The sequence below is a fragment of the Robertmurraya korlensis NBRC 107688 genome, assembly GCF_001591645.1.
In the GTDB taxonomy this organism is placed as follows: Bacteria; Bacillota; Bacilli; order Bacillales; family Cytobacillaceae; genus Robertmurraya_A.
Map to the genome: position 1 here is coordinate 42201 of NZ_BCVH01000011.1, position 20874 is coordinate 63074.

16 protein-coding genes and 3 pseudogenes are annotated in these 20874 nt (G+C 34.4%); 13 read left to right on the forward strand and 6 right to left on the reverse strand.

Features of this window, described 5'->3' with window-relative positions; genetic code table 11:
* Position 1 precedes the first annotated feature (1 nt).
* From BKO01S_RS15095 to BKO01S_RS15120, 6 genes are read left to right on the forward strand one after another with little or no spacing between them, the layout of a single operon-like run.
* On the forward strand, positions 2 to 1375 hold the full coding sequence (locus BKO01S_RS15095) for a lipopolysaccharide biosynthesis protein (RefSeq protein WP_066055707.1): 1374 nt from the start codon (positions 2 to 4) through the stop codon (positions 1373 to 1375).
* Complete coding sequence (locus tag BKO01S_RS15100) at positions 1368 to 2387, forward strand: polysaccharide biosynthesis protein (RefSeq protein ID WP_066055711.1); 1020 nt, start codon at positions 1368 to 1370, stop codon at positions 2385 to 2387. The genes BKO01S_RS15095 and BKO01S_RS15100 overlap by 8 nt, the downstream gene beginning before the upstream one ends.
* Positions 2387 to 3496 carry a capsular polysaccharide biosynthesis protein CapF gene (locus BKO01S_RS15105; protein WP_066056013.1) on the forward strand — a complete coding sequence of 370 codons (1110 nt, stop codon included), beginning with the start codon at positions 2387 to 2389 and terminating at the stop codon, positions 3494 to 3496. Before BKO01S_RS15100 ends, BKO01S_RS15105 begins: the two co-directional genes overlap by 1 nt.
* A gap of 4 nt (positions 3497 to 3500) precedes the next feature.
* On the forward strand, positions 3501 to 4628 hold the full coding sequence (gene wecB / locus BKO01S_RS15110) for a non-hydrolyzing UDP-N-acetylglucosamine 2-epimerase (protein ID WP_066055714.1): 1128 nt from the start codon (positions 3501 to 3503) through the stop codon (positions 4626 to 4628).
* A gap of 43 nt (positions 4629 to 4671) precedes the next feature.
* Positions 4672 to 6042, forward strand: coding sequence for a UDP-glucose dehydrogenase family protein (locus BKO01S_RS15115; RefSeq protein ID WP_066055717.1), 1371 nt, complete (start codon positions 4672 to 4674; stop codon positions 6040 to 6042).
* Positions 6023 to 7048 carry an SDR family NAD(P)-dependent oxidoreductase gene (locus tag BKO01S_RS15120; RefSeq protein ID WP_066055720.1) on the forward strand — a complete coding sequence of 342 codons (1026 nt, stop codon included), beginning with the start codon at positions 6023 to 6025 and terminating at the stop codon, positions 7046 to 7048. Before BKO01S_RS15115 ends, BKO01S_RS15120 begins: the two co-directional genes overlap by 20 nt.
* Before the next feature lie 384 nt (positions 7049 to 7432).
* On the opposite strand, the gene BKO01S_RS15125 is transcribed toward BKO01S_RS15120, so the two are convergent.
* Both BKO01S_RS15125 and BKO01S_RS15130 read right to left on the reverse strand, forming a co-directional pair.
* On the reverse strand, positions 7433 to 8569 hold the full coding sequence (locus BKO01S_RS15125) for a hypothetical protein (protein WP_066055723.1): 1137 nt from the start codon (positions 8567 to 8569) through the stop codon (positions 7433 to 7435).
* Between the two features lie 9 nt (positions 8570 to 8578).
* The gene (locus BKO01S_RS15130) at positions 8579 to 10063 is read right to left on the reverse strand and encodes an MBOAT family O-acyltransferase (protein ID WP_066055726.1); all 1485 of its coding nucleotides are present in this window, start codon (positions 10061 to 10063) and stop codon (positions 8579 to 8581) included.
* 755 nt (positions 10064 to 10818) lie between these two features.
* Here BKO01S_RS15130 and BKO01S_RS15135 point away from each other — a divergent pair.
* The 3 genes and pseudogenes from BKO01S_RS15135 to istB all read left to right on the forward strand — a co-directional run bounded on the left by BKO01S_RS15135 (position 10819) and on the right by istB (position 13131).
* On the forward strand, positions 10819 to 11106 hold the full coding sequence (locus BKO01S_RS15135) for a diguanylate cyclase domain-containing protein (RefSeq protein ID WP_066055729.1): 288 nt from the start codon (positions 10819 to 10821) through the stop codon (positions 11104 to 11106).
* A gap of 28 nt (positions 11107 to 11134) precedes the next feature.
* Positions 11135 to 12423: pseudogene (gene istA, locus BKO01S_RS15140) on the forward strand (IS21 family transposase).
* Positions 12416 to 13131 (forward strand): annotated as a pseudogene (istB, locus tag BKO01S_RS15145) (IS21-like element helper ATPase IstB). Before istA ends, istB begins: the two co-directional pseudogenes overlap by 8 nt.
* 275 nt (positions 13132 to 13406) lie before the next feature.
* Here istB and BKO01S_RS15150 read toward each other — a convergent pair.
* A complete protein-coding gene (locus BKO01S_RS15150; protein ID WP_066055732.1) occupies positions 13407 to 13934 on the reverse strand; it encodes a competence protein ComK in 528 nt (175 codons plus the stop codon).
* A 349-nt stretch (positions 13935 to 14283) separates the two neighbouring features.
* Complete coding sequence (locus BKO01S_RS15155) at positions 14284 to 14775, reverse strand: sigma-70 family RNA polymerase sigma factor (RefSeq protein ID WP_066055735.1); 492 nt, start codon at positions 14773 to 14775, stop codon at positions 14284 to 14286.
* Between the two features lie 286 nt (positions 14776 to 15061).
* On the opposite strand from BKO01S_RS15155, the gene BKO01S_RS15160 reads away from it, so the two are divergent.
* Positions 15062 to 16252: a hypothetical protein gene (locus BKO01S_RS15160; RefSeq protein WP_066055737.1), complete on the forward strand. Its 1191-nt coding sequence runs from the start codon at positions 15062 to 15064 to the stop codon at positions 16250 to 16252.
* 398 nt (positions 16253 to 16650) lie between these two features.
* Here the strand turns inward: BKO01S_RS15160 and BKO01S_RS15165 are convergent, their stop codons facing one another.
* Positions 16651 to 17055, reverse strand: a complete 405-nt coding sequence (locus BKO01S_RS15165) for a YkvA family protein (RefSeq protein WP_066055740.1) — start codon at positions 17053 to 17055, stop codon at positions 16651 to 16653.
* Positions 17056 to 17414: 359 nt separating this feature from the next.
* On the opposite strand from BKO01S_RS15165, the gene BKO01S_RS15170 reads away from it, so the two are divergent.
* The gene (locus BKO01S_RS15170) at positions 17415 to 18185 is read left to right on the forward strand and encodes a transposase (RefSeq protein ID WP_066055743.1); all 771 of its coding nucleotides are present in this window, start codon (positions 17415 to 17417) and stop codon (positions 18183 to 18185) included.
* 11 nt (positions 18186 to 18196) lie between these two features.
* On the opposite strand, the gene BKO01S_RS15175 is transcribed toward BKO01S_RS15170, so the two are convergent.
* A complete protein-coding gene (locus BKO01S_RS15175; protein WP_066055746.1) occupies positions 18197 to 18688 on the reverse strand; it encodes a VanZ family protein in 492 nt (163 codons plus the stop codon).
* 143 nt (positions 18689 to 18831) lie between these two features.
* On the opposite strand from BKO01S_RS15175, the pseudogene BKO01S_RS15180 reads away from it, so the two are divergent.
* A pseudogene (locus tag BKO01S_RS15180) lies at positions 18832 to 19626 on the forward strand (glycosyltransferase family 2 protein).
* A gap of 769 nt (positions 19627 to 20395) precedes the next feature.
* Positions 20396 to 20860: a hypothetical protein gene (locus BKO01S_RS15185; protein ID WP_066055749.1), complete on the forward strand. Its 465-nt coding sequence runs from the start codon at positions 20396 to 20398 to the stop codon at positions 20858 to 20860.
* Positions 20861 to 20874: the final 14 nt, after the last annotated feature.

Here is a 20874-nt window from a genome sequence, read left to right on the forward strand (position 1 = left end):
AATGGTTGAAGTTCTAACAAAACTTACAAATAAATTTAAAAATGAGAATAGCAAAATAATCTTAAATAATGCAATAGGTGCAATGGTTATAAAGGGAGGGGGAATTATTGTATCATTCCTAACATTCCCAGCCTATATGGAGTATTTTAGCAGTCAGCCTGTTTTAGGACTTTGGTTTACAGTACTTTCAGTTTTATCATGGATTCTAACTTTTGATTTAGGAATAGGAAATGGTCTAAGAAACCATTTAGTTCCTACTTTAATTAACAATGATACAATTAAAACAAAAAAGTATGTATCTTCAGCTTATGTAGCTATAGCTATTGTTGTGATTTTTTCCATGATAACTGCATTCATAGTATTCAGATTTGTTGACTGGAACTACTTTTTTAATATTTCTACTGATGTAGTTAGCAGAGAAACCTTAAATAAAACAGTACTATTAGTATTTTCAGGTATTATGCTTCAATTTTTATTAAAACTTATTACTTCAATACTATATGCAATGCAAAGATCAGCACTAAATAACCTCCTAGGACTTATAAGTAATTTTTTAATATTAGTCTATGTTTCATTCTGGAATAATGAAGATATTGAATTGAGCCTGATCTATTTAGCAGGGATTTACATTTTATCAATCAATATACCTTTGTTGGTAATTACTGTTCGAATTTTTTCGAAACAATTAAAGGACTGTAAACCGGAGTTAAATTATTTTGATAAAGAATATGCAAAAGATATAGTTAAATTAGGTGGAGCATTTTTTTGGGTTCAAATAATGTATATGATTATTGTGATAACAAATGAGTTTTTAATTTCATTGTTGGTAAGTCCAAGTATGGTAGTTGATTATCAAATTTATAACAAGGTCTTTTCTTTAATTGGAGTATTTTTCTTATTGGCGTTAACCCCAGTTTGGTCGGCTGTAACCAAGGCAATATCAGAGCAGAACTTTAAGTGGGTGAATCAGCTATATAAAAATCTGAAAATATTTGCGCTAATTGCCGTTATTTTACAGTTTTTGATGATACCTTTTCTACAATTATTTATTGATATCTGGCTAGGAAAAAATTCAATAGAAGTGAATTATTTTTACTGCTTTATCTTTGCTATATATGGAAGTTTATTCATTTGGAATGGAGTTATCTCTAGTATAGCGAATGGAATCGGTCAATTAAAAACACAGACCATATGGTTAACTGTGGGGGTCATTGTAAAAGTAGGTGCTTCTTGGTACTTTGTTGATATTTTTAATTCTTGGATAGCTATAGTAATTGCAAATATCATAGCAATGAGTTTTTATTGCGTTATACAACCATTTTGGCTAAGTAGGTTTCTTAAAGAAAAAGAATTAGGAGGTAACAATTATGTTTAATAATAAAACACTATTAATTACTGGAGGAACAGGATCTTTTGGTAATGCAGTAATGAAAAGATTCTTAGATACAGATATAAAAGAAGTTAGAATATTCTCTCGTGATGAAAAAAAACAAGATGATATGAGGAAATTATATAAAAACGATAAACTAAGGTTTTACATTGGAGATGTGCGAGATTCTAGTAGTGTTAAGAATGCAATGCATGGTGTAGATTATGTATTCCATGCTGCAGCTCTTAAACAAGTCCCATCTTGTGAGTTCTTTCCAATGGAAGCAGTTAAAACTAATGTAATTGGAACAGAAAATGTTCTCAATGCAGCTATTGAAGGTGGAATTGAGAAGGTGATTTGCTTATCTACGGATAAAGCAGCGTATCCTATTAATGCAATGGGGATCTCAAAGGCTATGATGGAGAAAGTATTTGTAGCAAAAGCTAATACCGTAGACCCTAGTAGAACTCTTATTTGCGGAACGCGTTATGGAAATGTAATGGCTTCTAGAGGATCAGTTATTCCATTATTTATAGATCAGATTAAAAGTGGGAAATCACTAACAGTAACGGATCCTAATATGACCAGATTCTTAATGAGCCTTGAAGAAGCGGTAGAGTTAGTGGTGTTTGCTTTTGAGAATGCAGAAGCTGGAGATATTATGGTGCAAAAGGCGCCTGCATCAACTATTGGTGACCTTGCTCAAGCACTTAAGGAGTTATTTAATGTTGAGAATGAAATCAAAGTAATTGGTACTCGTCACGGTGAGAAGTTGTATGAGACTTTGCTTACAAGAGAAGAACATATCGTTGCAAATGATTTAGGTGGTTTCTACAGAGTACCTGCAGATAAAAGGGATCTTAATTATGACAAGTATTTCGTCGAAGGAGATAAACAACTGTCCTCTGAAGAAGAGTATAACTCTCACAATACTCATAGATTAAATATTGAACAAATTAAGGATAGATTACTTACACTTGATTATGTAGTTGAAGAGTTGAAAGGTTGGAATCATTAATGAAGATTCTAGTAACAGGGGCTTATGGGTTTGTCGGTAAGAATCTGATTGCGGAACTAAGGAATCAAAAATTTAAAGATATTTTTGAATATGGAAGAAGTACAGATCCTTCCTTACTAGATGAATATTGCAAAGAGGCCGACTTTGTATTTCATCTCGCAGGTGTAAATCGTCCTAAAGAGGAGTCTGATTTCATAGATGGAAATTTAGGCTTTACTTCCACTCTTCTTGATACATTAAAAAAATATAATAATAATTGCCCAGTAATGATTTCATCATCAATACAAGCTGAGTTAGAAAATCCATATGGGATTAGTAAACGAGAAGCTGAAAATGCCCTCATTAACTATGGTAACTACACAGGGTCAAAAGTCCTTGTATACCGCCTGCCCAATGTTTTTGGTAAGTGGTGCCGTCCTAATTATAATAGTGCAGTTGCCACATTCTGTTATAATGTTGCACATGGCCTACCTATTCAAGTTAACAATCCAGAAGTTGTTATGAACTTAGTTTATATAGATGATGTAGTAGAAGAACTTCTTCAAGCCTTAAAGGGAAATGAAAACTCAATTGGTAAGGTTTGCGAAATTCCGATCAAATATACTGTTAAGCTCGGTAAGATTGTTGAGCTTATAGAATCATTTAAGAAAAGTCGTGAGGATCGTACTATTCCAAATATGGCAAATGATTTTGAGAAAAAGCTATATAGCACGTTTCTAAGCTATCTACCAGATGATCAGTTTAGCTATGATCTTAAAATGAATGTAGATCATAGAGGGTCATTTACAGAGTTCATTAAAACTCCTGATAGAGGACAAGTTTCAGTCAATATTTCTAAACCTGGAATCACTAAAGGAAACCATTGGCATCATACTAAGAATGAGAAGTTTCTAGTTGTTAGTGGAAAAGGAGTTATTCGTTTTAGAAAAATAGATGCTGAAGAAATCATAGAATATTTTGTTAGCGGTGAAAAATTAGAAGTAGTAGATATCCCTACTGGCTACACACATAACATAGAGAATCTTGGTAATAGTGATATGGTAACTATTATGTGGGCAAATGAACACTTTGATCCTGAAAGGCCAGACACTTACTTCCTGGAGGTATAAATATATGAAGAAGTTGAAAGTAATGACAGTTGTAGGTACTAGACCTGAAATTATTAGACTATCAGCTGTAATAAATAAACTTGAAGAATCAGAAGCGATTGAACATACACTTGTTCATACTGGTCAAAACTATGATTACGAGTTGAATGAAGTTTTCTTTCAAGATTTTAACCTGAGAAAACCTGACTATTTTCTTAACGCAGCAAATGGAACTGCAGTAGAGACAATTGGGAATATATTGGTAAAGATTGATCCGATAATGGAAGAAGTAAAACCAGATGCTTTTCTAGTGCTAGGAGATACTAATAGTTGCCTATGTGCTATCGCAGCAAAAAGAAGACAGATTCCTATCTTCCATATGGAAGCTGGTAACAGGTGTTTTGACCAACGGGTACCAGAAGAAACAAATAGAAGAATAGTTGATCACACAGCGGATATTAACTTAACTTATAGTGATATAGCAAGAGAATACTTATTAAGAGAAGGATTTCCTGCAGATAGAATAATCAAGACAGGAAGCCCTATGTTTGAGGTGCTTAATTCTAGAAAAAGAGATATTGAGGATTCCGATGTTCTAGGTAGATTAGACTTAAATGAAGGGAAATACTTTGTTGTATCTGCCCATAGAGATGAGAACATTAATTCAGAAACAAACTTCTTAGATTTAGTTGAGAGTTTAAATGCAGTTGCTGAGAGGTATAAATTACCTGTAGTTGTTAGTACTCATCCTAGAACGAGAAACATGATTGAAGCAAAAGGAATTGTTTTTAACCCTCTCGTTAAAACAATGAAGCCCTTAGGCTTTAATGACTACGTAAAACTTCAACTTAAATCACGAGCTGTACTCAGCGATAGTGGTACTATTAGCGAAGAGTCTTCAATTCTAGGATTTAGAGCTCTAAATATTAGGCAAGCTCATGAAAGGCCCGAAGCGATGGAAGAGACTTCGGTTATGATGGTCGGTCTTAAGAAAGAGAGAATTATTCAAGGATTAGAAGTGTTAGAGAGTCAGCAATTAGGTACTTTGAGGCTAGTAAGTGATTATAGTATGCCCAATGTTTCCGATAAAGTACTTAGGATCATTCTATCTTATACAGATTATGTTAATAGAGTTGTTTGGAGTAAAAATTAGAGGATAAATTGAAAATACTTTATAGATTTAGGAGAGAATAACCATGTATAAAATTGCAGTTGCTGGTACAGGGTATGTTGGCTTAGTAGCTGGTGTCTGTTTTGCTGAAATGGGTCATCAAGTAACTTGTGTTGATATAGATGAGGAAAAGGTAGAGCTAATGAAATCTGGCGTTTCACCAATTTTCGAAGCAGGTCTTGAAGAATTAATGCAGAAGAACTATGATTCTAGAAGAATTGAGTATACAACAGACTTCAAATCGGCTTACAAAGATGCAGATGCCATTTTTATTGGTGTTGGTACTCCTGAACAACCAGATGGTTCTGCAAATCTCTCATACATTGCAACTGTTGCCAGACAAATAGCTGAATCAATTGAGAACGACTGTTTGGTTGTTGTTAAATCTACAGTTCCAGTAGGAACAAATGATAAAGTAGAACAGTTTATTCATGACTTCTTAGTAAATGATGTACGTGTAGAAGTTGCATCCAATCCAGAGTTCTTGGCACAAGGATCTGCAGTCCATGATACCCTTTACGCAGAAAGAATTGTTATTGGATCTGAAAGTAAATGGGCAGAGGAACTATTAACAAGAATTTATGAACCTTTTAATTTACCTATTGTAGCTGTAAACAGAAGATCAGCTGAAATGATTAAGTATGCTTCAAATGATTTTCTAGCTCTTAAAATATCTTATATGAATGACATTGCTAATCTATGCGAATTAGTTGGTGCAGATATTCAAGATGTTGCTAGAGGAATGAGCTTCGATGAGCGTATTGGTAGCAAGTTTTTAAATGCAGGAATTGGGTTCGGTGGATCGTGTTTTCCAAAGGATACAAATGCACTAAAGTATATTGCTAGAATGAATGGTTACGAACTTAAAACAGTTAAGGCTGCTATCGATGTGAATAAAGAGCAGAAGACAAAGTTATATGCTAAAGCTAGTAAAAGGCTAATTACCTTTAATGGTCTTAAAGTAGCTGTACTAGGGTTAACCTTTAAACCAGGTACAGATGATTTAAGGGAAGCAGCATCACTTGAGAATGTACCATTATTATTAGAACAGGGTGCAGATATTTTTGCCTATGACCCTGTTGGTGTAGAAAACTTTGCAAAGTTGTTTAAAGAAGGTAAGCACAACAAAGGAAGTATCACTTTCGTTTCAAATATAGAGCATGCCTTAGAAAATGCAAATGTTTGCTTTATCTTTACTGAATGGAAAGAAATCAAAGGAATTTCACCAGATACTTATAAGAAACTAATGAGAACTCCTTTAGTTTATGACGGAAGAAATATATACAGTGTTGGAGAAATGGAAAAAGTAGGAGTAGAATACCACTCAATTGGTAGAAGATCAACAACTAGAGAAGGATTGAAGGAGTCGAATAGTCTTGAACTACAAACCTATTGATACAAGTAAGACATACCTAGTTACTGGAGCAGCAGGATTTATTGGCTATTACTTATCTAGAAATTTACTAGAACAAGGTTGTAAAGTAATTGGTATTGATAACGTTAATGACTATTATGATGTTCATCTTAAACATACTCGGTTGGGGCAACTAGAACCTTTTAATAAGTTTATCTTCATTAAAACTGATATATCTGATAAAGATAGGGTTATGAAAATCTTTGATGAATATAAGCCAAATGTTGTGGTTAACTTGGCTGCTCAAGCAGGAGTTCGTTATTCCATAGAGAATCCGGATATATATATACAAAGTAATATTATTGGGTTCTATAATATTCTGGAAGCATGTAGATACTATCCAGTCGATCACATTTTATATGCATCTTCTAGTTCAGTTTATGGAGCTAATAAAAAGGTTCCATTTGAAGAAACGGATTTTGTAGATAACCCGGTTTCCTTATATGCATCTACTAAAAAGTCTAACGAGTTAATGGCTCATACCTACAGTCATTTATATAAAGTTCCAGCAACGGGGTTACGTTTCTTTACTGTTTATGGACCTATGGGACGACCTGATATGGCCTACTTTGGTTTTACAAACAAGTATTTTGCTGGAGAACCAATAAAAATATTTAATAATGGTGATTTCGCAAATGACCTGTATAGGGACTTTACATTTATAGATGATATAGTTGAGGGAATAGAAAGATTGTTATGTAATCCACCTGAAGGTGAAGTCCAGCATATAGTATACAATATAGGCAACAATAGTCCTGAGAAGTTGATGACATTTATTCAAACTTTGGAAAAGACTTTAAGTAATTCTCTTGGTAGAGAAGTACAATTTGAAAAAGTATTTGAAGCATTAAAGCCTGGTGATGTCCCAGCTACCTATGCATCTACCGATCTTTTACAAAAGGCAGTAGGCTTCAAGCCGAAAACCTCAATAAAGGATGGCTTACAAAAGTTTGCTGACTGGTATGTTGAATATTATAAGGTTAAATAAAAATAAATTATATTGCATTAGCACCCCTTAGGTAAGAGGAAAATTTAACCACAGGTGTTTATTTTTGGATAAAATAAAGCGAAGAATTAATATGAGGCGATTTTAAATTTCCTTTCTCTTAGTTCACTGATTTTTAATACAACACTAACTTGTCCTCCAAAAATCTAACCTCCAATAAACGAATAAAATTTGTTTATTGGAGGTTAGCAAAAATGGCGAAAGTGTAGAGGGGAACATAGCGAAAACTTTTTATTTTAGCGTTCACAAGAGTAGATAGCTCTTTCAGAAAATTAGGGTACAGGGGTGCTTTATAAACTAGTGATACTGTTAAAAATATACAGTCCCACTCAAATAATAATATTGAGGAAAAATATTACTACATATTTATAATTCATTAATTATATCAACAATGTTTTGATTGTCACTTTCCCAATTATTTCTATCTATTCTTATTGTTTTTAGATAGCTACTTATATTTTTATTAGTTAATATTACACCAAATTCAGTAGAATAGTTTTCGTTATAAGATAATATTTTGTCAAAAATCAGATTACCAACTTTTTTTCTGTAATGCGATTGATCTAAGTAAATATTAAAATTATTAGGTGAACTAGTTGTAATGAAATTATACCCAGTAAAATCCCAAACAGGAGTTAGTTCTACGACCTCATTTTTCCACTTTTCAAATTCATCCCAAAGCCCTGCTTTTAAAATACCCTCTAATTGTATAGCATGTATAGGGTGTATAAATATAATTAATTCAATATTATGTGAACGACTAGTATTTATTATATAGTGTAGATCATTTAGACGATTCCTTGACAGTTTATATTTTTTAAGTACAGTCTCACTTTGTAAGTGTTCTTTTAAATGATCGTAGAACCTATTTTTTCCGGAATCTAACAGTTCTATATGCTGTGATAAGATTGCCTCTTCATTATGACTTCCATTCTTTAAGATCGTATTAAAAGTATACATACTCTCATTATAAAAATTGTCTGAAATAACTTTGAAACTGTCTCTTGTAGCCTGATATGTAAGTAAATTTATTAATAGGTCATTTATTTTGAAAAGTTTTGAATTTAGTCTATCCTCAGTAAAAGTGGCTGTGTTAGGTCTATACTCATTAAAAGCTTCAAAATCAAGACCAATAATTACTTTCTCAAGGTTAGGGTTAACTAAAAGTGAATAATCAAAATAAAGCCTTTGCTCATACATGTTTGCTCCTGAGAGTCCTAGATTATAAGCAGTGTCACCTGTCTTTTTATAGTAATAGTTAGGATCTAACCCGATTTGAGTCCTGGATGTCCCTAAAAGGATGACATCAGGCTTTAGAACAACAATATCTCTAGCTTTTTGTAGGTATTCTTTATTTTCAATTTTTTTTTCATTAAAGTTATGTATTTTTCTAACATAAAAAATATTGTATGGATTTACAAAATAATTAAAGCAGAAAATTGAAAATAATAATAACGATGTATATATTATCAAAGCCTTAAACCATTTTTTATACTCTACCATAAATTTCTCCTAAAAATTAAAATAGATAAATTCGCTTTCTTGGGTGAGATGAAGAATTGAAATTAACAACAAGAATAAGGTAAATAACATATAAAACCAACTGGCTTTATATTCATCTTTAAGTTGTGTAGAGTTTTTAAAGCATAAAATTAAAATAAATCCAAGTACTAAAAACTTAACTGAAGTTATTACATCTGTTAAAGACAGTTCTCCATCAGCTAACTTAATAGAACTAATGAATGGAAGTAACTTATATATGATTGAAGGGAAAACAATACCCTCTAAACCTATCATCCCTTTAAGTATTTTATATACATCTTCAAAAGAACTAGCTCTAAAAAACACCATAGAAAAATTAATAAAGTTAAATGTGATGATCCAAGCTAACAGCTTGTTCATTCTAAAATTGGCTGATTTCCATAACCTATGTGTTACTGTTGCTACCCCATGTATAAGTCCCCAAACTACAAAAGTCCATCCTGCCCCGTGCCAGATACCACTTATGATGTATAAAAGCATCAGACTAATATTTGTTCGAAGCATGACTTGTTTATTTAATCCAAGTGGTTTAAAGACTTTTCGTAATAAAGCTTTGTTCATAGGGGTATAAATATACTTATATAAAAATCTCCCCAGAGTCATATGCCACTTGTTCCATACTTCCTGTATATTTAAAGCTTTATAAGGTGAGTAAAAGTTAATAGGTAAAGTGATATTAAATAAAAGGGCAACTCCACTAGCCATGTCCATATATCCACTAAAATCAAAATACAGTTGAAAAGTATAAGATAAGGAAACAATCCAAGCCTCAATAAAAGTGAGTTTTTCTAATACATCGAATCCCTGATTTGCCCATTGAGCAAAACTATCTGCTAGCATTACTTTTTTAAATAATCCAATCGAAAATAAAAATGAGCCAATTGCTAGGTTTTTATAATTAATAATCTTTTTTCTTAAGTTATTAAACTGTGGCATTACTTCCTTATGATGGACAATTGGTCCAGCAATTAACTGTGGAAAGAATGTTACAAACAAACAATAATCGTTGAAACTATAGTTTTCAATTTCTTTCCTGTACGTATCTACCAAATAAGCTATCTGTTGGAATGTAAAAAAGCTTATGGCAAGTGGTAATGCTAAGTTTAGAAATGGGATATCTGATTTAAATAGGATATTAATATTTTCAATATAGAAGTCTGCATACTTATAATAGCTGAGTAAACCAACATTTATTAAAATTCCAATACTTAAAATCGTCTTTCTTTTATTGATGGAGTAATCATTAGTTAAGGCATTTCCTAGTCCATAATTTATAATCATTGAAAAGAGAAGTAGGGGAAGATAATATATATTCCACCAACTATAAAAGAATAAGGAACTTAGTGTTAACCAATATTTTGACAGGGTGGTAAGTTTCCTTTTGTTAAGTAAGAAATATACCCAAACAACTACTGGCAAGAAAATGAAAATAAACTCGAAAGAATTAAATAACATATTTTAACTCCATAATCTTAATAAAAAATATTTTTTAAATATCGTGTTGTCCTAGATAGGAGTTTAACCAGTACTAATTTACTATATCTTAACTTACAAATTATATCAGAGAAAATATAATTTTGGGATGGTAACTATATTTAGTTTTTTAGAAATTAAGGAAGGGTATTCCTAAGTGGTTTATATGTCTTTTTGTAACGGGAAGAGATATTTTCCAGCGTAGAAGTTAGAAAAGAAAATGATAGTAATACATCCATAGTTGATGAGTTTGATAATTTGCCAATATGTTATACCATCGTTATACGATACGTGGGAAAAAGAAAAACGAAAACAAATCGGTTTTAATTCTAATGGAGATAAGAGCCAGTGTATAGAGTTTTCATGGGAGAATCAATAAATAAAGGATATGAACTTTAGAACTATAATGAGTTTTATGTTTCGAACGATCAAGGGTAATAACTACTGGTATCTTCACCGGTACATTCTAGCCAATAACAAGCGGAGGCTAAGCTATTTTAAGAGTATGCTGTTTTATGATGCCTTTACTGGAAATAGGTACATCGGAACAGGTTATAGCGAAACTATCCCCAATCCTGATCAGAAATCTGTTCCCTTAAACTCATATGCTGAAATTTTCAAATGAAATAGGAGTAGGTCCTTGATGAACCTACTCCTAACTACTACCCAAGAACAGGAATGACCATCTTTGATTGGCAATGAATTAATACTTACATAAATGTAAGGGATCAATTAATATGGAAGGAAAGCTGAGGGAGTATAATTTACTCTATCGATTTGGTGGAGATGAGTTTGTGATCTTGATCTTACTATCTGATATGGAGATCATTGAAGTAGAATCCCGATTAGAAGGTATCCAATCTGCATTGAAGCAGCCGATGAGTACTAATAATCATATGAAACGAGTTTCTGCGAGTATTGGAAGGCCCTATACAACAAAAGTGTCTAACGCCGATTTAGAAGTCGAGAGGTGGATGGGAATATGTATAAATGCTAATTTAAGGATGTACAGTTTTGATGGTTAAACTGCATAATATTCTCGAGGTGAATATTATGCATATACCAATCAACGTTCATACTGATATTGAAATTAATAGTCTTTCAGATTTACCTAAATTAAAAATGTTAATGGAGAGCTTAAACATGAAAATCAATAAAAGTAAATTGGCTCGGGATATGGGAGTCGATCGGAGGACGGTTGATAAATACCTTAAGGGTAGTGTACCGAAAAATATGCAGAATCGGACCTCTGTAATAGACGACTATTACAAGATTATCAAGTTATTGCTTTCAGAAGAATCTAAGCAGATATTCTATTACAACGAGTATTATGGCAATACCTTAAAGATAATCATGGATTAACCTGTAGCCAATCCAACTTCAGAAAGTACATATCGAACAAACCAGAATTTCAAAGTTACTTTGATTCAGGGAAGCGAAAGAGCTCAAACAGTGAAGTGATTCGCTTTGAAACACCTCCAGGAGAACAAGCTCAATTGGATTGGAAGGAAAATATTCGCTATAGCACAAAAAATGGAGAGATATTATATGTAAATGTCTGTATGCTCCTGCTTTCCCATTCAAGATTTAGAGCATTTAATCTATCTATCTCAAAGTCTCAAAGTATATTGTTGGCATTCCTTACGGAAAGTTTCGAAGCATTTGGGGGCGTTCCTAAAACGATTCTGACAGACAATATGAAGACCATCATGGATGAGCCAAGAACAGAATATCAAAAAGGGAAAGTTAATGATCGATTTTATCAATTCGCCAAGGACATGGGGTTTGAAGTGAGGCCTTGTATTGCTGGGCGACCAAGAACAAAAGCCAAAGTGGAAGCTCCGATGAAACTAATTGATGAAATTCATGCCTACCAAGGAAAGTTTGATTTTGAAGGACTTCATCAGTTTGTACAAAAACTCTGTGATCGAATCAATAATAGTTACCATCAAGGGACAGGGAAAATACCAATACTGGCACTTAAAAAAGAAAGAAACCTCTTATCTCCACTACCACATGAACGAATAAGAGATTTCTATAAAATTAATCAAATACTTGTGAAAGTGAATCAATCAAATATGATCACCTTCAAGTCCAACCAGTATTCAGTCCCACCTGGATACATCGGACAAACCCTTAGTTTACAAGTATATGACAACCATATCTTCATCTATTATAACACTGAATTAGTCGTACAACACACTATTAGCCAGTTGAAAATTAACTACAAGCCAGAACATTACGTTGAGACCCTCGCTAGAGGGCTCCCTTCTTCTACTAACATTGAAGAGCTGGCAAGGAAAAATTTAGAGGCGATTAATGAGGTGTATAAAAATGAATAGTAGTTATAACAAGCTTGTCCAAAATTTAGAATACTTAAAGTTAAAACAGATGATGATACATCTAGATAAAACAATCAATTTTATGACAAATAACCAACTGTCATTTACGGATACGTTAATAAAACTTACAGATTACGAAATCGATATGAAAGAAGTAAACATGGTAAAGTCGATGGTCAAAGTAGGAGCATTCCCGCATCTAAAGGAATTAAAGGACTTTGACTTTGAGTTTCAGCCATCAATAAATAAGCAGCAGATATTGGATTTTACGACCTTACGGTTTTTAGAACGAAAAGAAAATATTGTTTTCCTGGGAACAAGTGGAGTAGGCAAAACGCATTTAGCAACCTCTATTGGAATCGCGGCTGCCAAGAAAAGAACAAGTACGTACTTTATCAAGTGTAATGATTTAATTATGAATTTGAAAAGAGCAAAGTTGGAGAATCGATTGGAAAATAGTTGAAACACTATGCAAAATATAAACTACTTATTATTGATGAGATCGGTTATTTGCCTATCGACGGAGAAGATGCCAAGCTGTTTTTTCAGGTAATAGACTTGAGATACGAACAGAAAAGTACCATTTTAACAACAAACGCGAGTTTTAAAACCTGGGGAGAAATATTCCAGGATCCTAAAATAGCTAACGCCATTCTAGACCGTATTCTCCATCATGCCACAGTAGTAAATATTATTGGAGATTCTTAGCGTCTTAAAGATCATTTCGATAAGGATAACAATACGAGTTCTAAAAACGATAGATATTAAAAACAAATACCTCCCCCGATTTATTCAGTAATAGGTTGGGGGTAAATATCACTTATTGAAAACAAAAATGTACATTCTTAAACGATCAAAAATGTACATTATATGATTGACATTTATAATATGTATATTGAGAAGAGAAGGGTGACATAGGGACAGGCACCGTGTCCTACTCTTGTGTAGATCTGAGGGACAATGAACCTGTCCCTCAGTCCCAATTACTTTTTCCGTTTTTTAGGTTTTCTCCTACTAGGATCCAATATCATTGACATGGATTTTGGATTCTTTCCCATTTCCGTCGTTATGTTTCTAAGCTGCATGGCGTTTTGGAGCTTGGTGTTAAAGGCAGAGATTGTGCAATGGATAATGAGTGTAGTACCGTCTGTAAATTCTATGTATGTTTTCTTCTTGTAGCTAGTGGTTAGAACAATATGTGCTGGGTTAAACCAAATGGTGTCGGCATTCTTAGCTGATTTATCAGGGAATAAGCAGGTACTTTGAATCGGGTTAATCATCACAGGTGGCATATGGATATTACCTAGTATCCATTTAGCTGAAGCCATTGCACCTTTTAGGTCATAGCCAATACATTTAATACTGTCCTCAAGGATGTGAAGAGGTGCTTTATCTACAGTAAAAGTTTTATCGATTTCTTTCACAACCGTACATCGCTTTCCATTTCGATCATAAAAACCATACATATACAGAGTTCTCTGGTTAACCATATAGCATTCTAATAATAACAAGCTCTTCAACTCCCCGGCTCCCAAATAGTAAATCGATTAATACATCCCTTTATGATTTTCAAAGTACCCTCCTCTACAGAAAAGTGGTTTTCCCTTCAATATAATTATAAGGAAAATAGAATGGGATTAAATGCCTATTGTTAGAGTGTCTTCCAAGTCAAATTTGTGAATAATGGGGAAAGGCTCACAAATCCACTTGTGAATGGGGTTTAGAGACTTTTATCTAGTAATAGTGACTAGTGAAATCTACGATTAGGGTGATAATAATCACTAGGGAAAAGTTGGTTGCGTTTGGAATCGATAAAAAGAGGAAGCGTTAGACAATCTTCAAGCTTCCTCTTCGAATAGATTAATTTTCGGCCAGTGGGACAAGGAACTTATCTCTTAATTTATTCCTGGCCCCTGATCGCCAGAGCTTAACAGCAGACTGAGAGACATTTTCTAGTACAGCTATCTCCTTTACTGACAGTCCATGAATCACAGTGTACATTAACCATTTTCTTTCTTTTTCTGTAAGCCCCTCACAATCAAGGTCCTCCCATTCAAATGAGAGCTGACAAGCTAAGTCAGGGAGTGAAGCCCAGCTTTCATCATCTACGCTTACATAATGCTCGTCATGCTTGTTTCTCTTGGTCATCTCCGTTTGGAGTTGGCCTTTTATATAGGAATAAGCAAAGGAGGAGAAAGCCCCTCGCTCTCGATCATATCGTTTAGCTGCTTGCCAAAGGGCAATTAGTCCTGTTTGATAGAACTCCTCTTGGTTTTTATAGATACCTAGTGTCAGTATTATTTTGTGAATCATCGGCTCATATTGTTTTGCAATTTCATTAAAATGTTCCACTTTGCTTTCCCTTTCAGGAAGCGCGCTACCAATTGTATTCCCAGGTAGCCTTACAATAATGGAAGAAGGACTCTATGTTCCAATCGGAAAAAGTGGAGTTAGCTAGTAAAAGGGATGCTAAAATATATGATTTGTCGTAGAAAATTAGAGAGATGATTGGTAAAGTCAATCGAATTTGGAATTTTAGCTAAACTAATGAAGACTGGGGACAGGTCCCTTGTCCCTCGGTTTTACAGAGGTATAGTTCTATAGTAGTATTTAGGAGATTAATAGGAGGTTATTACATATGAAAAAGATACTGGGTGTTATCCTTGTTTCCGTGGTGACTGTTTTAGTGACCTTGGTTGTTTTATGGAAGTTAGACGTTATTATTCTAAATACGGAACCGGCAGTCTCTGAAAAGGTGAAAAAAGTAGCAGGTGTGGATGAGCTTTCAAAGTTATTGGATCTTGAATATCCGCGACTTGGGAATTCAATGGAGCAGGCACATGAATTATTAGGTGAGGTAGCATTTGAATCAGAGGACCAAATTGATTTTTATATCTTAGAACAACAAGAAACATTGTACGTAGAATTTCGAAACGATGAATTTTCTGATGAGACTATTACTTCTATGCATTTGTATACAGAAGGTGAGATAGAAGATATTCAAAGATTAGGAGAAAAAATGCTTCCTAAGGGATATTCCTTTGTCAAAAATGAATACTCTGAAACAGAGGACAAAAATGAGACCTTTAGATACACGAAAACCAATTTCGAAGAAACGTTTATTTATAATCTTCCGGAGCTTGATAGTTATGCTGCAATACAGGTCTCTCACAGTACATCTGATTTAGTTCCTGAAAAAGTAAAGGAAGAAATGCATGAAGATCCGATTAGCTATAGACTGGAAGTTTTTCTAATTGAGGATTGGGAAGAGTTTGAGCTCGAAGAAAGTACAGAGGAAGATGTAGTCATAGAGAGTAATGAAGAAGAGGTAGTGGAGGAACAAGAAATTGCTGAAAACAATGAACAGTCGAGCAATCTTCCCTTTAATGATGATGTTGTTCAAAGAAATAATAATATAGTAGGAGAGGGCGATTTCTTAGCTCTTGCCTCAAAAGGGATGATTAAAGGTATAGATGTTTCAGTTGGAGCACCGATAGGGACTACTATTGAAAATGTGATTGGTACACCCGAGGAAGAGTGGGAATCCCATGGAGGGAAGCTACTAATCTACAATAGCAACGGTTATGGTCTTGGAGTGGATTATGAGTACAAAGCATATCTAGAGTCACCTGTGTACAGTCTCTATCTACCTATTGAACTTTCCTATGATGATCTAATTCAATCATTAGGTGAACCTGAAGAGGAAGGACAAAGTGAAGTCGACTCCAGGTATTATCTATATTATCAGTCGGGAGACTATTCTATTTACGTAAATAGCAGTGGAGGAAGTACAACATCATTTGACTCAATTACATTAAAAGCGAGATAAGGGGACAGGTACTGTGACAAGGTGTGAGGTACTGTCCCTCTATCTATGATATTTCGTAGGGAAAAGGGACCTGTCCCTATAAAAATAATTATGCTTGCCAGTTTCCGAATACGGACTCTTACGATTTATAGAAAATCTAAGGAGAGTTTTATGGAATTTAATAGTCGAATAGTAAAGATAAAAATGAGTTGGCATAACGCACGGCTCTATTATTATAGGTGTTTAGCAGACTGCTGTTTGGATTCAGATATCCTAGGGAAATTAGATGTGCCCAATTAAACTTGTTTCGGTCTATTGTGACAAAGTAAAAGCAATTTCATTTCACCCCAAAAATCTAGAGTTGTTTTCAAACTTTATAAAAAATGGGATAAAGGCTTAGGTTCCTTTATCCCATTTTATTAACCTATTTTGGCATCAATGTCAGAAGTATCAACATTGTCTCCAAACCAATCTTTTAACTTTTCTTTTGCCTGGGCTTTAATATCTTCGTCAATATACATGGCTACTTGGAAAAGAGCAACGCCTAAAGCACCCAGGTCATCAGTATAGCCCAGTCCTACAACGACATCCGGAATTAGGTCCAATGGTAAGATAAAGTAACCTAACGCACCGATTATAATTGCTTTAGCTTTCATTGGAACCTCAGGCTTTTGAAGGGTATAATATAAAAGTAGAACCGCGTATACAACTGAAGCACCAGCTTTTTTGGCAAACTTCTTTAATTTTCCCCAAAACTTATCATCTGAAAAATGCTTACTTGCTGCCTCCATCTGTTTTTCTAATTTCTCTTGTTCCTGTGTCATATTTCTTATCCCCTATCTACTTCTGTAGGTCTTTGTTTCTATATTTTACAAGAAAATACAAAATATATAAAGGATAAAATGGAAAGAGCAGGGAAATAGCAACTGTGTTTCCTCCTTGTTCCTAAGCAGATTCCGGGACCAGGTACACTGTCCCTTTACACTGTCCCTTGAGTTTTTGAAATTTTAGAGATTCTAGCAGGATTATAGAATCATCAGTGGAATATTTAAGTGTATGTATTTCGCCCCCTAAGTACCCCCCTTCTAAATACTCGCTTATGAATTCCGTTAAGTATTATTATTCAAAAATCCCTACAACCAAAACCCAAGTCTCTTAAAACAATTACCGAGGTGATTATTATTTGCCAAGAAAATCTAGGAAGAAAAGCAGAAATGGAGTGTACCATATTATCCTTAGAGGAATTAATAAACAAATTATTTTTGAGGAGGATGAAGATAAAAAGCGATTTTTAGAAACGCTAGTTAAATATAAGAAGCAATGTAACTTTAAGTTGTATGGCTACTGTTTGATGGATAATCATGTACTTCTGTTGGTGAAGGAAGTAGACGAGACTGTTTCAGTGTTCATAAAGAGAATTTGCTCAAGCTATGTATATTGGTACAACATGAAATATGACCGATGTGGACACTTGTTTCAAGATCGTTTCAAGAGTGAAGTGGTTGAAACTAGGGCTTACTTTTTTACAGTACTTAGATATATTCACCAAAATCCTCTAAAAGCAGGTATCACAGGCAATGTGCTTGATAGTAAATGGACAAGTATAGGTGAATATTTGTATCAATCAACCGTTGTAGACACAAGATTTGTACTAAGTCTCTTATCGGAGGATAGAGAAACAGCCGTTCAGTTGATCGCTAGGTACATGAATGAAAAAAACGATGACCTCTGCATGGAAGATATGGCGAAAGTAAGATTATCAGACAACGATGTAAACGAGTATTTACGAACGATAGGTATTACTAGCAATAGTATGCTGCAACAAATGAGTAGGGGAGAAAGAGATACTGTTATAGCTATGCTAATGAAATTGAAAGGAACATCAATAAGGCAAATTTCTAGGATCACAGGATTTTCTAAAAGTGTTGTTCAGCGTGCACGGGACCGGAGCTAGAGGGACAGGTTCTATGTCCCTCCTTTTGATTCTAATGGGACAGCTGACCTGTCCCTATGTCTCACAAGTAGCCTTGATAGCAAATAGAACAGTAGAAAAGTAAAGCAACCCGCTGCATCAATCAGTATATCGAGTAACCGCCCACTTCTTCCTATTAAGAAGTATTGGTAAACTTCATCAAGGATTCCTACGCATATTGTTAAGAGTACGGACAAAATCCCATTTAACAGTAGGCTTTTCCGCTTTCCTACTCTAAAGAGTAAAATAGCTATGAATCCATAAAAGAAAAAGTGTCCAACTTTTCTAATAGCTAAGTTGGGGAAATCTCCTTTGATGGAGTATATATGGTAGAAAGAGCTACTTGTGTCTAGAAAATACAAAGGTGATATCCGGTTTTTGAATATCTGGCCAGTGGAATCAAAGTTACTCCTACCTAACTCTCCCAGTGTATTTCCAATAATTATGATAAAACCAATACATATAGCAACATATATTTGTCTCAAAGTAACCTCCTTATACACAGTTCTAGCCTTGACAAGGAAGTTGCTTGCTATTCAAGGGGACAGGTACCATGTCCCACCACAATATAAGGGGACAATTGACCTGTCCCTATCAAAGGAGAGGATCATCAGTGAGTAGTCCGTTAGTGTCCGTTGTAATACCAACCTATAATCGTAGGTATGCTTTAGCAGAACTGCTAGAATCGTTGGCAGGGCAAAGTGTTAAAGATTTTGAAGTGATTGTTATCAATGATCATGGAGCATCAGTTGATGAGCTAAAAGAAATTTTTTCCGAGTTACAGTTGAAAATCATCAACTTAAAAGTAAATCAAGGGCATGTTCATGCACGAAATGAAGGGGTATTGCATGCAAAGGGTGAGTTCATAATGCTGTGTGATGATGACGATCTTATTACACCAAATCATTTAGAGACTATGCTAGGAGAGAGAAAGGATGCGGATTTAGCATACTCAGATGTGGAAATGGTCGAATACAAATGGGAGGGAAGACAAAGGCTTCCTATAAATAGGCTATTGTTTGCTTATGAACTAGATAAGGAGTTTATGAGGACATTTTCTACGTATGTTTCGTCAGGGTGCTTGTACCGTAAATCATTACATAACCAAATCGGACTGTTTGATGTTGAGATGAATAACTATTGGGATTGGGACTTTATATTAAGAGTGCTCGAAACCTCTAAAGTAAAACGGGTAGCAATTGCTAGTGTACTATATGCCTTTTCCTCAGGTGGCGACAACCAGTCAGCAAATTTATCGGAAAAACGTAATCAATATCTAAAGTGACTTTGTGTAAAACACCATTTAGGAAACCTCCCACAGAAGAACTTTTTTACCTTATTAGAGGAACCAGAGGTTATCGCTAAAAGAGCTGAGAGTAATAGGGTTTGGAATGGGGAAAAGATAGTATCTCGTTTAATGTAAGGTAAGGAACTATTGGAACTTAAAAAACATGGAACCTTTTCCTAATAGATTTGTAGAAAAATGTCGGCTATTTCTTTGAAATAATCGACATTTTTTTCATATTGTTCTTTATATAAAACGTTATAATATTAATTAGTGAACAAATACGTTGACAGGAGTTGTTCTACTTGAAAATAAAATCTATTATTTGCCTTTTTCGTAAATATCATAAGTATAACTATTTCACCGGTACATGTATCAGATGTGGAAAGGTCAGTAAATCTATAAAGTAATTATGGGACAAAGGGACAGGCACTGTGGACTTTCCCAACGGGTAAAACTCTGATTATGCCCCCTATCTTTGTATATTTGGGACAAGGAACCTGTCCCCACGTCACTATTTACTTTTTTTAGGGTGTGTGATAAATTTTGAGTACTAGGAAAATGTTACTATATATACATATGACAGCAAGACGAACAAGGTGTGAAAGAAAATGGTAGTTAACATTGTTTTATCGGTAGCGCTTTTGTTGGTGATTTTTAATGTCCATTTTGGGATCATTGTGGCAAAGCGTTATCATAGTAGTCTCTATGGAGTAATTAATTGGGGTATGGCCTTTATTTTGTTGATAAGCGTTATACAAAAGATATTTGAATACTAAAATCTAACTCTATCCACCAGTCATTGAGGCTGGTGTTTCTTTTTGTTCCATTTCCTGAAATGAAAGGGGAAGTATGTTTCTGTTATCTCAGCATAAGAATTAGTAACAGACTTTTTTGGAGGTTGTTTATGTATAGAAGAAACAGAGGGGGATTCCCTCCTCTCCTTTTCATCATATTCCTTCTTATAGGTGGATATTTTTTAATACGTTATGGACTCTTTTCTCCATCAAGGCAAGCGGTTGATGTGGTGGAGGCATTTTATGAGTACGAACAAACAGGGGATTATGCGGAGTCATGGGAGCTATTACACCCCTCAATGAAGGAAAGGTTTCCAAAAGGAGTGTACATACAAGATCGTGTTCATGTATTTATGGGTCATTTTGGAGCGGATACCTTTGAATATAAGATTGGGGATGTTGAAAAACAATCCAATTGGAAGATGTCAAAAGAGAGTAAAGGCATAGAAATGGTTTATGAAGTACCTGTCACGCAATATTATCAAGGTAAGTACGGTACGTTTGATTTTATTCAATACGTATACGTAACCGAGGAAAAAGGTGATTGGGTCATTCTCTGGGATTATAACTATTAGCAGTAAATAAAATG

Bases quoted from the DNA above. Each gene is read 5' to 3' on its own strand.
- BKO01S_RS15135 (WP_066055729.1), top strand. From the start codon at position 10,819: ATGGAAGGAAAGCTGAGGGAGTATAATTTACTCTATCGATTTGGTGGA.
- BKO01S_RS15165 (WP_066055740.1), bottom strand. From the start codon at position 17,055: ATGACACAGGAACAAGAGAAATTAGAAAAACAGATGGAGGCAGCAAGT.
- BKO01S_RS15095 (WP_066055707.1), top strand. From the start codon at position 2: ATGGTTGAAGTTCTAACAAAACTTACAAATAAATTTAAAAATGAGAAT.
- wecB (WP_066055714.1), top strand. From the start codon at position 3,501: ATGAAGAAGTTGAAAGTAATGACAGTTGTAGGTACTAGACCTGAAATT.
- BKO01S_RS15125 (WP_066055723.1), bottom strand. From the start codon at position 8,569: ATGGTAGAGTATAAAAAATGGTTTAAGGCTTTGATAATATATACATCG.
- BKO01S_RS15160 (WP_066055737.1), top strand. From the start codon at position 15,062: ATGAAAAAGATACTGGGTGTTATCCTTGTTTCCGTGGTGACTGTTTTA.
- BKO01S_RS15100 (WP_066055711.1), top strand. From the start codon at position 1,368: ATGTTTAATAATAAAACACTATTAATTACTGGAGGAACAGGATCTTTT.
- BKO01S_RS15130 (WP_066055726.1), bottom strand. From the start codon at position 10,063: ATGTTATTTAATTCTTTCGAGTTTATTTTCATTTTCTTGCCAGTAGTT.
- BKO01S_RS15185 (WP_066055749.1), top strand. From the start codon at position 20,396: ATGTATAGAAGAAACAGAGGGGGATTCCCTCCTCTCCTTTTCATCATA.
- BKO01S_RS15115 (WP_066055717.1), top strand. From the start codon at position 4,672: ATGTATAAAATTGCAGTTGCTGGTACAGGGTATGTTGGCTTAGTAGCT.
- BKO01S_RS15105 (WP_066056013.1), top strand. From the start codon at position 2,387: ATGAAGATTCTAGTAACAGGGGCTTATGGGTTTGTCGGTAAGAATCTG.